The organism is Pseudomonas sp. GP01-A4 (assembly GCF_058780865.1).
Map to the genome: position 1 here is coordinate 1 of NZ_JBYSWF010000078.1, position 15,392 is coordinate 15,392.

The following is a 15,392-nucleotide window of genomic DNA, read 5'->3' on the forward strand; positions in this document are numbered from 1 at the left end:
CGCCCACCCCCGTTGCGCCCCGGGTGCCTGCCCACCACAGCCAAAACAGTAATGCCGCAAAGAGACCCATTTGAGGAAGTAAACGCTATGACCACACTGCGAATCCACGGTATGACCTGCGCCTCCTGTGCCGACCGCGTCAGAGATGCTCTGGAGGGAATCTCCGGCGTGCACCGGGCGGACGTCTCCTACGCCGGTGGGAAGGCCGAAATGACGGCCGACGCGGCTGTCAGCCGTGAACAAATGCAAGCCGCCGTCGAGGCCCTTGGGTATCAAGCGTCGTTCGAAGTCGCCTCGCTACAACCGCGCCCCGGCCAGCTCGATAAGGCGCTGGGCTGGTTGCGCAGCGACACCGAGGTCGGCAAAAACGGCGACGCGCTACACATTGCAGTCATAGGCAGCGGCGGTGCGGCAATGGCGGCCGCCTTGAAGGCGGTGGAAGCCGGCGCCCGCGTCACTCTGATCGAGCGCGGCACCATCGGCGGCACTTGCGTCAACGTCGGCTGCGTGCCGTCGAAAATCATGATTCGCGCCGCGCATGTGGCTCATTTGCGCCGCGAGAGTCCGTTCGATGACGGAATGCCCGCCACGCCGCCGACCGTCCTGCGCGAGCGGCTGCTCGCGCAACAGCAAGGCCTTGTCGACGAACTGCGTCACGCCAAGTACGAAGGCATTCTGGAGAGCACACCAGCCATCACCGTGCTGCGTGGCACCGCTCGCTTCCAGGACGGCCACACGCTCAGCGTCGAACTGGTCGAGGGGGGCGGGCGCGAAGTCGCGTTCGACCGCTGCCTGATCGCTACCGGCGCCGGTGCGGCCGTGCCGCCGATTCGCGGGCTGCAAGACACCCCCTATTGGACCTCGGAGGAGGCACTGGCCAGCGCCAGTATTCCGCAACGGCTCGCCGTGATCGGCTCATCCGTGGTGGCCTTGGAGCTGGCGCAAGCCTTTGCCCGGCTGGGTAGCCGCGTCACCATCCTGGCGCGCAACTCGCTGTTCTTCCGCGAAGATCCGGCCATCGGCGAGGCGCTGACCGCAGCCTTCCGCATGGAGGGCATCGACGTGCTTGAGCAGACACAAGCCAGTCAGGTGACCCACGCCAACGGCGAATTCGTACTGACCACCAACCACGGTGAACTGCGCGCCGACCAACTGTTCGTCGCCACCGGCCGCACGCCCAACACCCAAAGCCTGAACCTGGAAGCGGCGGGTGTACTGTTGGATGAACGCGGCGCCATTCAGATCGATCAGGGCATGCGCAGTAGCGCAGTGGATATCTATGCAGCCGGCGACTGCACCAACCAGCCGCAGTTCGTCTACGTCGCGGCGGCGGCTGGCACCCGTGCGGCGATCAACATGACCGGCGGCGAAGCTACGCTTAATCTCGATGCCATGCCGGCGGTGGTGTTCACCGATCCGCAGGTGGCCACCGTCGGTTACAGCGAAGCGGAAGCACAGCGCGCAGGCCTCGAAACCGACAGTCGCACGCTGAGCCTGGACAACGTGCCGCGTGCGCTGGCCAACTTCGACACGCGAGGGTTCATCAAGCTGGTCGCCGAAGCGGGTTCTGGTCGGTTGCTCGGCGTGCAGGCGGTGGCCCCGGAAGCGGGCGAGCTGATTCAGACGGCGGTGCTGGCTATTCGCAACCGCATGACCGTGCAGGAGCTGGCCGACCAGTTGTTCCCCTACCTAACCATGGTCGAGGGCCTGAAGCTCGCGGCGCAGACTTTCACCAAGGACGTAAAGCAATTGTCCTGCTGCGCTGGATGAATGGAGAGCACCATGAAATTTGCCCGCTACATTACCGAGATCGCCGAACGTCTCACCCCGACCAACCGGCCCAAAGGTTTTGCGGAGTTCTTGGTCGCGCTACTGGGTGAACTTGCCAAGGGACGCCCGATTTCGCGAACTACGCTTGCCAGGACTCTTGGCTGGCCCGCTGAGCAAGTGGCGGCTGTGCTCGAACAAGCCACCAGTACCGAATACGACAACGATGGGAACATCATCGGCTATGTCCTCACCTTGCGCGAGACGTCGCATGTCTTGGAAATTGACAACCGCCGGCTGTATGCCTGGTGCGCGCTGGACACCCTGATGCTCCCGGCGTTAATCGGCCGTACAGCTCGCGTCTCGTCGCATTGCGCTGCAACTGGAGCACCCGTTTCGCTTACGGTTTCACCCAGCGAGATACAGGCTGTTGAACCTGCCGACGTGGCAGTGTCACTGGTATTGCCGCAGGAGGCGGCCGACGTTCGTCAGTCCTTCTGTTGCCATGTGCATTTCTTCGCATCTATCCCAGCGGCAGAAGATTGGGCCTCCAAGCATCAAGGATTGACTATCGTAAGCGTCCAAGAGGCGTTCGGCGTGGGCCAGGAGCTTAATCGACATCTGTTGCAGACCCTTCCAATGAGAACATCGTGATTGGATTTCGACTCAATGTCCTACGGAGTGGGCATCGGATTTCTCTTTCCGACTTTGATCCGGTGATCCCAGCCATCGCCAAAGTCATAGACCTAGCGGAATGTCCTTTTCCCGTTCAACGCTTTGATCAGAGTCTTGCGGGTCTCCGAGTTCACGGGAGGCCCCCATCCATCGGAGTCGGGAATACCGTAACTCTCACCAGCTATTTCAAACTCATGCAGATGGTCATCGTGCCAGCCCATTGCGATCTGGATCACCGCGTGCAATTTGCCTAAGGTGATGTTCTCGGGCACCGCCACACGGCGCCAGATGGCAGGTTCGATCCACTTCAATTCAATGTGCAGTAGCAACAAATCAGGTTCGGGTTTTGGCAAGCGAACAGTTTTGACCATGGATCAGGCGGCCTCGCAGAGTTCCGTGGAGGCGAGAGAAACGTTCCAGGGCAGCAGTTCGTCGACCCGATTGATCGGGTGGTCGGCGATGCGCTCCAGCACGTGTGTCAAATAGGCTTGCGGGTTCAGGTCGTTGAGTTTGGCTGAACCCACCAGGCTGTAAATCGCAGCCGCTCGTTCGCCGCCGGCGTTGGAACCGACGAACAGATAATTTTTTCTGCCTAGCGCGACAGCACGTAGCGCGCGTTCGGCAGCGTTGTTGTCGATCTCAATTCGCCCGTCATCGCAATAGCGCACCAAGGCCTGCCACCGATTGAGGGCATAGAGAATCGCACCGCCCAATGCCGATTTTTTCGACAGTTGAGTCAGCGTCTGGTTGAGCCACGCGTGGAGTTGTTCCAGCAGCGGACTGGCTCGGCTTTGCCGAACCACTTTTCGCAGGTTGGGCGGTTGCCCTCGAATCTCGCTTTCGATGGCATACAGGGCCGCAATCCGTTGCAGCGCCTCGGCGGCAAGTGGTGAAGCCAGGTCTTTGTAGACCTCGTAAAACTTGCGCCGGGCGTGAGCCCAACACGCCGCTTCCTCAATGGTGCCCGTGGCATATAGTTGAGCAAAACCGGCATAGCCGTCCGCCTGCAAGATCCCGCTGAAGCGCTTGAGATGCGCGCGGGGATGTTGCCCCTTGCGATCCGGCGAGTAGGCAAACCAGACCGCCGCCGGTGTCGCGTCCCCCGTAGGTCGGTCGTCCCGCACGTACGTCCACAGGCGCGCCGATTTGGTCTTGCCGTTGCCCGGCGCGAGCACGCCAATCGGCGTGTCGTCGGCATGGACTTTGTGTCCGCTCATGACGTGGTGCTCAAGGGCGTTGATCAGTGGTCGCAGCAACTGACTGCTCTGGCCAACCCAGTCGGCCAGGGTTGAGCGCTCCAGCTCCACGCCCTCACGGGCGTAGATCTCGGACTGCCGATACAACGGCAAATGATCGACAAACTTCGAGACCAGCACATGGGCCAACAACCCTGGGCCGGCAAGACCTCGGGCGATCGGGCGACTCGGTGCCGGCACCTGGGCGAAGTGCTCGCAGCAGCGGCAAACCCACTTCGGACGGACATGGCGAATGACTTTGAAACGTGCCGGAACGTACTCCAGCACTTCGGACACATCCTCACCTAAATGGCGAAGCGTCCCACCGCAGCCAGTGCATTGCGACTCGGGCTGATGAACGTGGGTTTCGCGAGGTAGGTGTTCAGGCAATGGTTTACGGCGCGAAACTGCGCGAGGTGCCGGCTCGACTGGAGGTGTCATTTCGGCTTGGCTGATTTGCAGCTCATCAAGGCTCAACTGGAGCTGGTCGATCATCGCTTCCAGTTGCTCGGAGCTGCGACCGAACTGCGTACGACGCAGCTTGGCGATCATCATCTTCAAGCGCTCAATCTCTGCGTGCTGGGCAGCGATCAGCGCCTTCAAGGCTTGAAGATCATTCGGCAGGGAGTCGGTCACGAGGGTCATGCCCGAATATTACTGGGGATTTTTTCAGCGCGGCAAGTCAGACCGCGAGGACGGGTGCTGTACGAATTGGCCGGCGCCAATCAATGCCCTCCAACAGCATCGACAACTGCGCGGTCGTCAGCGACACGCTGCCGCTGGTTGCTTGCGGCCAGACAAAGCGTCCTTGCTCCAACCGTTTGCAAAACAGGCACAAGCCGTCGCCATCCCACCACAACAGTTTGATCCGGTCACCACGCCGTCCGCGAAAGGCGAAGATCTGACCGGAGAAGGGATCGGCTTCCAGTTGAGTCTGCACCATGGCCGCCAAACCGTCGAAGCCACGACGCATGTCCGTGACGCCAGCGGCGATCCAGATACGGGTTCCAGCGGGAGGGGCAATCATCGCACTAACTGCTGCAAGACGAGTTGCAGCGTCTGCGGGTCTGGTGCTCCGGTGATACGCAACTTGGCTTTTCCTACCTCAACTGCGATCTCGGAATGACACTCTGCCTGTGGCTGGAAGACTGGCGGCAGATCCATTGGCGCCTCGATCACCTGGACTGGCAAAAACGAAGCACTCTGGCTGACCGGGCCGAATAGCCCTTCTTGGTATTGCTGCCGCCAGCGAAAGACCAGATTGGCATTGACGTCATGTTCGCGAGCGATCAATGACACGGAGGCGCCAGGCTGGAAGGTGGCCTCGACGACTTGGCGTTTAAAGTCCAGCGGAAAGTTGGGGCGGCGACCGGCTCGACGGGCTGGGGCAACTGTATCCAAGATAGTGTCCACTAAAAAATGGTGTCCACTATCTTGGCCAATTTGGAGGGCTGTCAGGAGAGGGTGCTGGCCGGACGGTTACAGTTCATCGAAGAAGCCCTCCCCGAAAGGCGGCCTGGATAGAGGGCCCAAGGGTGGCACAGTTGCACTCGCAATCCTGCCGCTCGCTCATCACCCTAATCGGTAGTATTTATTGACATCATCGTCACATCTGACGATGATGGACGTATGAGATATCCAGGCGGGAAAGGCAAGTGCTACCAGCGCTTGATAAACCTGATGCCTCCGCATCAGACCTACATTGAGACGCACTTGGGAGCGGGCGCGGTAATGCGCCACAAAAAAACCGCAGCTCGAAACATTGGCGTGGATATAGATCCTGCTGTTCATCAGACCTGGGCCACACTTGACGTCCAGGGTCTTGAGCTTGTCCAGGGCGATGCTTCGAGATTCTTGGGCGGCTTTGAGTTTGAAGGCAGCGAACTGATCTATGCTGATCCTCCGTATGTCACGGAGACTCGTCGTCGCTCCAAAATCTACCGTTTCGAGTATGACCTGGGCCAGCACGAGGAGCTGCTTCGTACACTTAGCAGTGCCCCGTGTAAGGTGATGATTTCCGGTTACGACAATGCTCTCTACAACGAAACGCTCCAAGGATGGAGGAAGGTGACGTTCATGGCGAAGACGCACACGGATCTCAGGGAAGAATGCGTCTGGATGAACTACGCTGCCCCACAAGAGCTTCACGACAGTCGTTATTTAGGTGACACGTTTCGCGAGCGACAGACCATTGCCCGTCGCCATTCCCGACTCCGCGATCGTGTCAATGCGATGGATCCAGTAGAGCGCAACGATTTCTTGCGCTGGATCACGCAAACCTATGGCTCCGTACAGGAGGCCCGGTAATGCAGAACGGTGTTGTGTTCGTAGACTCCAAGATCTACAGCCGCGATTTCCCTGATGCTATGAGCGAAGTGCTCCCTGGTATTTCATGGGGCTTGATCGAAGCATTCCCGACTCCGGCGTACTGGGCCTATCAGGTCTGGGCAAACGAACAAGAGCCCGAGCCGCTCAACTATAAGCTTGGCGCCACCCTAGCTGAAGAGGTCGGGGCGTGCCTGCTGGGTGGCCATGGTATCCCGGCGAACGTCGGACTGGCGGCCTTCGCTCACCTGAGAAACCTCGGTACTTTTGACGCTGAGGTGCCCAGTGAGGAACAACTGCAAGAGTGGCTGACCATCCCACTGAAAATCGGCAGCCGCTCAGTGCGCTACCGCTTTGCCAAACAAAAGGCGCGTTACCTTCATTCGGCGCTTGCAGCTTTGGCCTTAGGGGGTGTTCCTCTTCATTCTGGCCGGGCCCTTCGGGACTGGCTGCTGGAGCTGCCGGGCATTGGCTACAAGACTGCTTCGTGGATTGCTCGCAACTGGCTTGATGCAGATGATGTCGCCATCTTGGATATCCACATTTTGCGTGCAGGGGCGTTGACTGGCTTCTTCACCCCCGGCCTCACCGTGGAGCGCCACTACCTGAAGCTCGAAGCTGAGTTTCTTGCGCTCAGCAAAGCGATTGACGTTCGACCCTCCAAGCTCGACGCGCTGATGTGGTACCAGATGATGTCTGCGCCTACCGTCGTCCACGGACTGCTGAACCAGGCTGGTTTGAAAGCCGCCTAGTGCTGTGGCGTCCGCCCGCCAACGAGTGCAACACCAACCCCAGTGAGAACACCTGCAGGTGCGAGTCGACCAGCCCACGGTTCACCCGTAATCCCTAACGGGCAAAACGAGTAGTCCAAGGCTTCAGCAATCACGGCCATGACCGCCAAGAGTGCTCCAGCGTCTCGCCAGATCAGGCTTTCACCGTGCTGGTATTTGGCACGGGTCTTACCGGGCTCCGCCACTAGGAGCAACCGCGTTGCCTGCTCTGTGGGCAGAGCGTCATGGCTCTGTTCTTCCAATCCTGCAAAGGCCTCCACTGATCCTGATATCTCGACAAGACCGTGCCGGCGACTATCGTAGCGGAGCCAGTTCGAGGCGCCTGGAAGGTGAACCAGGATATGGATAGGGTGGATGGCGCCGGCAGATGGCGCCGGCCGCAATTCTAGGTCGAAGCCATAGTCCGATTCGGCAATGGCCTGCGTTCGTGCACAGCGCCACAGCAACTGGCCCAGCTGGCCTTCACTCAAAGCATTGAACGTTCGCCTGGTGCGCCTATGGTCGAGTAGATTGAGGATGCCTTTGTCGCCGACATCCTCTATCTCGGGCAGCGCATGGAATGTTCCATCAGGCCAGGTGAAGGGCTGATAGTAGCCATGTTCAGCTCTTACCGTCGGGCTACCGAGCTTGATCCATTCCATGTTCGATCTCGTGCCAGACCTCGAAGTACTTGTTGCAGCCTCTGCAGTTGCCGCACGGCACGCTCGATTTGTGGCAGCTGTGAGCCCAGGCCAGGATAGAGGAGGGCACGCCAGCAGTTCTTACCAACTCGGTGGTGCTCAACTCGATCGCAGGCGCCTCAACGGTCATTTCACCCTCCTGAATGACCATCAGCTGATTGATGGCAGCGATGAACTCCGGAGTGCCATCGCGGTGGGAACCATCGGATTTCACGGTACCCAGGTAGAGCTTGTTCACGCCGAGGCTGATGGCTTTCATGGCCGCCAGAGTGACGAGCATCTGGTTTCGGTATGGCCACCAGTCACTGGCAGGTGCATGGGCATCAGCCTTGCCTCCGGCCATGTCGCCGGAGCCGACCGATCGGCAGTCGATAGAGATGACATGGTGCTCAATCTGGAGCTGCTCGCAGATGGCCTTTGAGGCGCAGATCTCAGCCTGAGCGGCGAGTTGCCCATAGTTCAGCGTGATGCCGATTTCAGGGCGCAGCCACCAGGCGACTGCGAGTGAATCCATACCGCCTGATAAAAGAAGGGCGCGCTTCATAGTTCAGTTGCCTTCCATGCGGTTTGGTAAATGGCGGTGACGAAGTCCTTGGTCAGCGTGCAGCCGGAGCCGGCCATCATCTTCTGATCCTCTTCCGACTCATTCTCCACGTACATGATGACGGGCTTCTTAAGTGCGCGCGCGTAGCCGATTTCATAGATCGTCCCGGCGTCGAGGCCATCCCCGATCGCGAGCATGAGATCGCACTCGTGGATCGCATCGAGATCCTTCTGCACGACTTCATCCGCAGGCCCGTGGCCAACGTCATGGACAGGGGAAAATACGTTCAACCCCATTTCCAAAAGCCGGGCGCGGGCTTCCTCGACGAGCCAGAGCTGTGCCAGCGAGAAGAAAGGGCCGGCGAGGTAGACCAGAGGAGGCCTACCTGTTCTGGATTTCTTCGGCAGGCTGGCGGCGGCAGGGTGATAGGTCTCCAGTTCCGCTTTGGAGGCAAAGCCCTTCGTCTCGCAGTAGTACGCCGTGGCACGTGAGGCCTGCATGGCGGCCTCAAGGGGCGTAAGTCCCTCTTCGAGCCAAAAGTGCGCGAAGCTCGCGACGAACACATCGCCTGAACCGATCTTCCACACCTGCGACGTCACGAAGGAGGGGATGTGGTGCGATTGGCCGTCATGGAACAGCAGGGCGCCAGCAGGGCCCATCTTGATGATGACGATCTCGGCGCTCTGTGACTTCGATAGTGCCCGCGCCAAATCGGCTGCACTCAATTCGTCACTGCCATGTAGCGCTTCGGCTTCACTTCTGTTCAGGACAAGCGCAAGCCGCTCGGCCTTGGAGCCATTCTCGTGAAAGGGGACAGGGTGCCGGGAGCTCTGTGGGTCGTAAACGGCATTGCGGGCATCGACGACGCAGTCACCTTCGAGCAGTCCGAAGCGAACCACATTTTCGGCAGTGATTTGAAGGGTCGTCGAAGAGGTCTCTGGTACCGGCTGGATCGACGGCTTGGCAAGACCATGGGTGTACCGGAAATGCAAGCTCTGGTTAATAGCATGGGATACAACACTAAAGCCTTCCAGCACTGCTCTTTGGCGAAGAATGGCCTCTGCCGTGCAATCCGCATATGTGTCCAGGGCCACGTGCCCGCCAAGGCGCGCTATCGCCGTGGCAGCTCGACCGCCTGAGCCAAACAGCTCTTGCCATAGGGGACACATGCACTGCTCGTAATACACACCGCCAGTCAGTCTGATCAAAATCACTCCTCCTTGATCGGCGAGATTTTGATGGAGATCTGAGCACCCATTTTTGCCGTAACTATTGCTGAATAGTTCGTACCACTTTGGATGCAGGCGATCAGCCGAATAACCTTGGGAGATGCAATACCGCCGGCAATATGCCTGTTCCAAAATGCGCAGGCGACGACGTTGCCGTCGATTTCACCAAGGCCAATTCCAAGCGTATGCCCGACTTCGATCTCGCTCACGACCTCGGGCTTTGGAGAAGCAAGCTGGGTCTGCAGGTACAGCGTATCGCAGGCGGTCTCGGTTGGAGCACCGGCTGTGTAATCTCTAAAAAGCCTTCCGTCAGAACCTGACATAACGTTCCCCATCTTCCCTGTGTGAACCAACGCAACAGTGGCCTGGCGTCAAATCTAGGCCAGTTGACAGCGGTCGGCTTAATGCTAGAGTGCCAGCACTCTACCCCTGCCGGATCCAATTTGCCAATAGCCCGCGTCCGAGCGGCAGGGCACTATCCACAGGTTCAAACCGGCCAGATTTAGCCCTGGCTGTGCTCCGATTCGTGCCAACACAAGGTCGTGTGCGCTGATGTCGAAAATCCTCGATTTTGAGATAAAGAATTACAAAGGGATTGTTAGTACACGAGTTGAGCTGGCAGGGCGATTGGACAACCCAGTCGTGACACTCATTGGACTGAATGAAAGTGGCAAAACCACGATATTGGAAGCCATCTCGCAATTTGTGAGCAGCGACCGCTCGGTTTCAAGGCTCTACTTCTTCAGTCCAGAAAACAAAGATCAGTTCACCTTCATCCCCGCCAGCAAGAAAGGCGCATTTACTGGCACCGTATCGATCGCTGCGACCGTTGAGCTTGAAGCGCATGATCTGGAGTCGATCAAAGCCCTGGTGCGGCGTGCTGGATTGGAAGTAGACACTGAGGCATTAGCAAAGCCCTTCAAGATCGCAAGGGAATTCAGCTTTGAAAACAGCGAGCCAAAATCCAGGATTGCTAGCCTAGGGTTCGATTTCAGGGTAAGGCTGGGGGGAGAGGGCGAATTTGAGATTTACGCCCAGCCGGACGACGAAGACGAAAATCTGTGGAAGCGAACGGCTGATTTGATCGAGGCATCGATACCCAAGGTCGCGTATTTTCCGACGTTTTTGATCAATGTGCCTGAGCAGATTTCGCTCGCATCCAATGATTATGAGGGGTACGAGAAGAGGCATTATCGGGAGATTGTCGAGCGCATCATAAAATTCGCTGGCTACGATGTTGGCCGGGATGTGAGCAGACCTATCGAGGCATATCGGGCCGCTAACGGTGCTGATTGGTACGAGAAATTTCAGCGAAGCGCAGTAAAAGGCCAGATTGATAATGTCTTTCAACAGGTCTCTAACGCGCTTTCAGCTGAAGTGATTGGCGGTTGGCGGCGCGTTCTTTCACGCAATGCCACAGCAAAACGGGTCGACCTCAAGTGGACAGTCGGCGGCGTTGATAACCCCACTGCAGTCGTGTCGTTTGTCGTGAGTAACCGCGATACGACTTACAAGATCGCCGAGCGATCGATCGGCTTCAGATGGTTCTTCACATTCTTGCTGCTCACGGGCTTCAAGCTCGAACGTGAAAACCAGCATAAAATCTACGTCTTTGACGAGCCTGCTGCAAACCTGCATTCCCGCGCGCAGGCAGAGCTGCTGGGTTACTTCGAGAAGATGGCGGCTAGCGGCGATAAGATCATCTACTCAACCCACAGCCACCACATGGTGAACCCGAAGTGGCTGTCTGGGGCTTACATCATCGAGAACCGTCCGGCAGGTCAGGGTGATGATGAGGACTATGATCTCGACTTCACGCCTGCTGAAGTGAACGCGATCAAGTACAAGCAATACCTGAACTCCTTCCCTACCCGTACACACTACTTCCAGCCAGTGATTGACCGTCTGCAGTATGTCGCACCTGAAATCGTAGGGACTTCACCTTGCGTGATTTTGGAAGGGATCTCGGACTACTACGCGCTCAAAGCAGCAGCATTACGGAGTGGAGGTAAACTGGGGTTCAACCTAATTCCAGGTGTCGGCTCAAGCGCGTCAGGTAACCTGATCAGCTTGCTCATGGGGCGCGGTGAGAAATTCATCGTTCTGCTCGACGACGATAAGGAAGGGCGAAAAGCCCGAGATCGCTACCGAGAAGAATGGATCCTGCCCGAGCAGATGGTGATCACCCTAGCAGATATCGACACCTCATTCGAAGAAATGGCGCTGGAAACGCTCGTGGGGAAAGACAGCCTGGAGGTTGCTCAGAACAGCCTGGGATTGAGCTCCCTACCTACCAAGGCTCAGTACGGCCTGATCTTGGCTGAATACCTCTACAGAGCAGATACGTCTGTTGAAATATTCTCGATCCAAGGCCTGCAGAACCTTCACTCAGTGCTCACATCTCTTGGGAAGCGCATTTCTGCACTGTAATGCGAGAGCATTTAGCCGGGAGCTAACCCGATTACCTCCCGGTACACAATGCCTGGCACGGGCGAGACTGGGCGACTGCAAGTAATGAGCCCGTGGGGGGCGCATGTCAGCAGTCAGCACAGCGGTAAGGCTTGTTTGCCACCAAATAAAAGACCCAATACGGGTGGTTCGGCGATAGTCATTTGATCCGGACTACTGATGTGATTAAAGCGGAGCGAGCGGGGCGGTTTGGGAACTGACTAAACTGAATAGCCGAGAAGTAGTCGCTACTTTTCGCGAGGGCGGACGCAGTAGTTTACAAGAATTCAGTCGGTTGATTTCCGGGTAGCATCTTCTAACACTGCTATGCTCCAGTAGTAGGTTTTGTACGTGGTAGAGAGGGCGTGCACTTCACGGCCCTTAGCCCCTAATTAGGTACTGTTTTTAGTAGCGAAGGTTACCCACTTGAAGAACTCAGGTTCTTTATTTGTGTAGGTCACGCTGTGGGGGAATTCGTGGTGCTTGCTGTCTTTGCCACTGATTCTTAGTGTTACGCTTCCTGTTTTCCAATTGAAGTTAATCAGTCGCAAACGCCTATCGCCGGCTTCATTTTTTTTATCTACCTCGATGTCGCAGGGATGCCTTCCAGACCATCTGTCCGTGGCGCTCAAAAATAAATGGGCAACGTCAATATAGATCTCTACCATCTCCTGCTCTGGAATGGAAAAATCATGCTCAGTGTCGTTTCTTGCTTTATTAAGTTTCTCAAGGACAGTTAGTGACGGTAGTCCGCATTTTTTTAAATAATTTGATAGCGCGTGAAAGTTTCTTAAGTTTCTAAGTGAGACCGCGCCAAAACCAAGACAGACATCTTCCATCCTCATGTGAAGCGCTCGCTTCGCATTTGATAAAGCATTGATTAGATACCTAGGACTGGTTCCGTCTGCAAGATCTTGTCTGGCGAAATTTAAATAATCTTCCGCAGACGGATTCTGTCGGCAATGGTACACACTCCAGAGGAACGATACGTAGTCCGGGTCGATATCATCAGGGTCAAACATATGCTCATCTCATAATACGAAAAGTATTTGCCGCCGCTCGGATTCGTCTGCCCTGCCACCGCAACCGCTATTTTAAGGGGCGACTTAGGTCAGCAAGTAGATCAGGCAGCATCCTTTCCTCATCTACTGTTTCAATGAAGCTAGTCACCTGAGATAGAGTCTCGAATTTTTCGATCAGTTGAATGAGCTTGTCAGCGAATTTTCTGTGCTCTCTGCCTGCGTGTGGCTTTTCAATAAGGATTGATGATCGATACTCGGAATTGCAGTTGGCTAGCTGAACGAATCGTTGCACTCCTTGGATAGAGCAATACCTGCCGTCGTAGTGCGCATAGTGTTCGAAGCGGTTACTGTCTTTCAACAGAAACGCTTCCAGCAAAACTGAGTCTTGCGTATTTCCGCCAGGAAGCAGAGTGTCCTGGAGCTTACGTCGCAGCATTTCGATGGCTTCTCGGATCTGCGGTTGTAAACTGTAGGCGTTCGACTTTGTCTGTGGATGGAGAGTGGTTTTCGCAAAAAAATGAAGCGCAAACAATTTTATGTACGCATCGCAAATGGCGTCTAGAGGCTTAATCCTCTCTTCCAGCTGGAACCAGTTGCTTGGGTCAATTACGTCCAGCTGCCTCTGGAGAGCGCCGGCAAAGCGCGAAACACTTTTTTTTGCTTCAAGGCTGATGTCTCTAAGGTAATGCGGGTCATTCGTTTCGCAATAATCGCCATAATGAAGAACAAGGGTTTGATAGCCATCGAGAAGCGTATCTAGGCGATCATCATCCGCTTGCGCTCTCAGAGCCTCGACTATCGGGGTAGGGTCGAGATTCAGAGTGGTATTTTGGACATTCATAATTTGGACTCGACAGATCAAATCTTCGACGAATCCGCTGCGAGGTTGAATGCGACCATCCGGTGATCGATGGAAAATCTCACCTAGCTTTAACGGAAATTGGCTGCCCACTCGGGCACTTGAATACTCAGACACTGGGTTACCTCTCGCATTCCTTGACCTAGGGCTCTCACTCATCCCTGAGTGTACCCAAACTGTCCGTGCCTTCCGAGGGCATTTTCACCAGTCAATAGCTCATTGTCCGGGTTCGCTGAGCGCCATAGGTGGAGTCGCAATTGCAACCGGCATAATCGGCTTTTAGCTCGGGCATATTGCGCTGCTGACATAGCGCTTTTCCACATTGGAAATCGATTGGTTTTTTCTTTCCAGTTCGATTCTGACATCGTCCCATTCGAGAAGTAACATTATTGGTTTTGCACCCGCTTCATGTAGTGTGGAACTGTAGGCACCTACTGCAAAGGAATTCCCATCATTTAGCGCTGCATATTTTTCTAAGTGACCAGTTATGGTTGCTCTTGCAGCGTTTATTGTGGTTTTGACGAGCTTCCTAGCTTCATCTTGGATGTTGCTAATTGCTCCCATATATGACCTTGCAGCTTTTTTTAGATCAATTTTTTCTGGAAGTTCATTTAGAACTGATTTTTTGAAGCCGCTATTTTCGGCAAGGCGTGCCTTGAGGGCGTAGATTCCAATATTAAATACAAGATGTTGGGCTTGTTTGTTTTCGTCTACAGTCCATCGGTCGGGATTGTCAACCAGGTGTACAGCGACACCGCTATGGCTCACATGGTTTCTCAGTGCCTCCATTAGCCGATAGTCTAGGTTTTCGTCGTAATGTTTGTTGGTAAGTTTTTTTAACGCTGATTCAATTTCGGCTTCATCTCTGGCGCATTTTGAGGCTTTGCTGGCTATTAGTTCGGTATAATTTTTACCAGATAGTATAAAGTTTACTATTCTGCGGTTGAGCGACGAGTTTAAGTCATAGGCCCTGTGATAATCGAATCTGTGGTCGACAACCTTTTCCACGGTGAGCATCAACAGCTCTTTTTCTAGATCTAAGAAGTTTCCTAGTGCAAGGTCGTAGCTTTCTTCGATGTTTAATGCAGCAGTAAGGGTTTCTCGAGCATGAGCAATGTTTGTGTAGTCATTTTTGTTAATTTCGACAATCGGAAATTGCCCGAGTGCGGCAATTTTTAAAAAATACTCGTATTTGAATTTTACTTTGTTTTCAGTTGATTTCATGCTTGTCTCGGGGGTGAATGAGATTCAACGGCTGGTCTTTAAGGCAAATTCTCATACTAAGGTTTCACGATTGCAGCAGCCAGTTTAGAGAAGCCGTCGCGAACTGCATTGATGTTGTCATCCAGAGTGGCGAGGGCGCCATTCACATTTCCTGCCACATCATTAGTGCCTCAGTCACCAACCTACTTGGCAAGCTTCTCCACTGGGGTTAGCGAGGCGTCTTGGTGAATGCCTGCGATGTGCTGATCGTAGTGGTGTCAATCCTTGGCGAGAGGCTGGGCTGGCAGGAGGTTTTTGGCTGTCAATGTGTCTCCACTGGAAGGGGTAGTGCGTCAATCACTCACCAAAAGGTTGACAGTCAACCAGTGTCAATGGGTCGTATGGGCAAGCCACGGTTTTCATGGATTATACGGTGTCAATGTATAGAACTGAATTGCGATGCGGGCCATTACTGGCCGGATGATCCGTTGATTGCTGAACCGACTGCCCGGATCAAGCCGAGAAAGTAAGTACATCGCAGATCTAATGTGGGAGCTGGCTTGCCTGCGATGGCATCACCTCGGTCTGTCGGATAGACCGAGGTGCCTGCATCG

Annotated in this window: 15 protein-coding genes and 1 pseudogene; 5 read left to right on the top strand and 11 right to left on the bottom strand. The window is 55.4% G+C overall.

Annotated elements, in window-relative coordinates; translation table 11 throughout:
* Window positions 1-87: 87 nt before the first annotated feature.
* Together merA and merB are read left to right on the top strand one after the other, a co-directional pair.
* A complete protein-coding gene (gene merA, locus AC3WKX_RS29725; RefSeq protein WP_003425044.1) occupies window positions 88-1,770 on the top strand; it encodes a mercury(II) reductase in 1,683 nt (560 codons plus the stop codon).
* A gap of 12 nt (window positions 1,771-1,782) precedes the next feature.
* Window positions 1,783-2,421, top strand: coding sequence for an organomercurial lyase MerB (gene merB / locus AC3WKX_RS29730; RefSeq protein WP_003425042.1), 639 nt, complete (start codon window positions 1,783-1,785; stop codon window positions 2,419-2,421).
* Between the two features lie 92 nt (window positions 2,422-2,513).
* Here the strand turns inward: merB and AC3WKX_RS29735 are convergent, their stop codons facing one another.
* From AC3WKX_RS29735 to AC3WKX_RS29750, 4 genes and pseudogenes are all read right to left on the bottom strand, one after another.
* Window positions 2,514-2,813 (bottom strand): plasmid pRiA4b ORF-3 family protein, encoded by a 300-nt coding sequence (locus AC3WKX_RS29735; RefSeq protein WP_003425039.1) that lies wholly within the window; start codon window positions 2,811-2,813, stop codon window positions 2,514-2,516.
* Window positions 2,814-2,816: 3 nt separating this feature from the next.
* Entirely contained in the window at window positions 2,817-4,322 is a 1,506-nt protein-coding gene (tnpC, locus tag AC3WKX_RS29740; protein WP_003425038.1) for an IS66 family transposase, read from the bottom strand.
* A 37-nt stretch (window positions 4,323-4,359) separates the two neighbouring features.
* Window positions 4,360-4,704, bottom strand: a complete 345-nt coding sequence (gene tnpB, locus AC3WKX_RS29745; protein WP_003425037.1) for an IS66 family insertion sequence element accessory protein TnpB — start codon at window positions 4,702-4,704, stop codon at window positions 4,360-4,362.
* Window positions 4,701-4,997: pseudogene (locus AC3WKX_RS29750) on the bottom strand (transposase); the annotation flags it as partial. The pseudogene AC3WKX_RS29750 and the gene tnpB, both read right to left, overlap by 4 nt.
* Window positions 4,998-5,408: 411 nt before the next feature.
* On the opposite strand from AC3WKX_RS29750, the gene AC3WKX_RS29755 reads away from it, so the two are divergent.
* Together AC3WKX_RS29755 and AC3WKX_RS29760 are read left to right on the top strand one after the other, a co-directional pair.
* The gene (locus tag AC3WKX_RS29755) at window positions 5,409-5,984 is read left to right on the top strand and encodes a DNA adenine methylase (protein WP_256579818.1); all 576 of its coding nucleotides are present in this window, start codon (window positions 5,409-5,411) and stop codon (window positions 5,982-5,984) included.
* Window positions 5,984-6,754, top strand: a complete 771-nt coding sequence (locus AC3WKX_RS29760) for an 8-oxoguanine DNA glycosylase (protein ID WP_102605462.1) — start codon at window positions 5,984-5,986, stop codon at window positions 6,752-6,754. The genes AC3WKX_RS29755 and AC3WKX_RS29760 overlap by 1 nt, the downstream gene beginning before the upstream one ends.
* Here the strand turns inward: AC3WKX_RS29760 and AC3WKX_RS29765 are convergent.
* The 4 genes from AC3WKX_RS29765 to AC3WKX_RS29780 are packed head-to-tail and all read right to left on the bottom strand — an operon-like array spanning window position 6,751 to window position 9,569.
* A complete protein-coding gene (locus AC3WKX_RS29765; RefSeq protein ID WP_102605463.1) occupies window positions 6,751-7,434 on the bottom strand; it encodes a nitroreductase family protein in 684 nt (227 codons plus the stop codon). The genes AC3WKX_RS29760 and AC3WKX_RS29765 overlap by 4 nt on opposite strands.
* The gene (locus AC3WKX_RS29770; protein WP_102605464.1) at window positions 7,412-8,017 is read right to left on the bottom strand and encodes a 7-cyano-7-deazaguanine synthase; all 606 of its coding nucleotides are present in this window, start codon (window positions 8,015-8,017) and stop codon (window positions 7,412-7,414) included. Before AC3WKX_RS29770 ends, AC3WKX_RS29765 begins: the two co-directional genes overlap by 23 nt.
* Entirely contained in the window at window positions 8,014-9,225 is a 1,212-nt protein-coding gene (locus tag AC3WKX_RS29775; RefSeq protein ID WP_102605465.1) for a PfkB family carbohydrate kinase, read from the bottom strand. Before AC3WKX_RS29775 ends, AC3WKX_RS29770 begins: the two co-directional genes overlap by 4 nt.
* A 2-nt stretch (window positions 9,226-9,227) precedes the next feature.
* Entirely contained in the window at window positions 9,228-9,569 is a 342-nt protein-coding gene (locus AC3WKX_RS29780) for a hypothetical protein (protein WP_256579819.1), read from the bottom strand.
* Between the two features lie 229 nt (window positions 9,570-9,798).
* On the opposite strand from AC3WKX_RS29780, the gene AC3WKX_RS29785 reads away from it, so the two are divergent.
* Window positions 9,799-11,676, top strand: a complete 1,878-nt coding sequence (locus AC3WKX_RS29785; RefSeq protein ID WP_102605467.1) for an ATP-dependent nuclease — start codon at window positions 9,799-9,801, stop codon at window positions 11,674-11,676.
* Window positions 11,677-12,086: 410 nt separating this feature from the next.
* On the opposite strand, the gene AC3WKX_RS29790 is transcribed toward AC3WKX_RS29785, so the two are convergent.
* From AC3WKX_RS29790 to AC3WKX_RS29800, 3 genes are all read right to left on the bottom strand, one after another.
* The gene (locus AC3WKX_RS29790) at window positions 12,087-12,716 is read right to left on the bottom strand and encodes a hypothetical protein (RefSeq protein ID WP_146013723.1); all 630 of its coding nucleotides are present in this window, start codon (window positions 12,714-12,716) and stop codon (window positions 12,087-12,089) included.
* 67 nt (window positions 12,717-12,783) lie between these two features.
* Complete coding sequence (locus tag AC3WKX_RS29795) at window positions 12,784-13,557, bottom strand: hypothetical protein (RefSeq protein ID WP_102605469.1); 774 nt, start codon at window positions 13,555-13,557, stop codon at window positions 12,784-12,786.
* Between the two features lie 297 nt (window positions 13,558-13,854).
* Entirely contained in the window at window positions 13,855-14,799 is a 945-nt protein-coding gene (locus AC3WKX_RS29800; RefSeq protein WP_102605470.1) for a hypothetical protein, read from the bottom strand.
* Window positions 14,800-15,392: the final 593 nt, after the last annotated feature.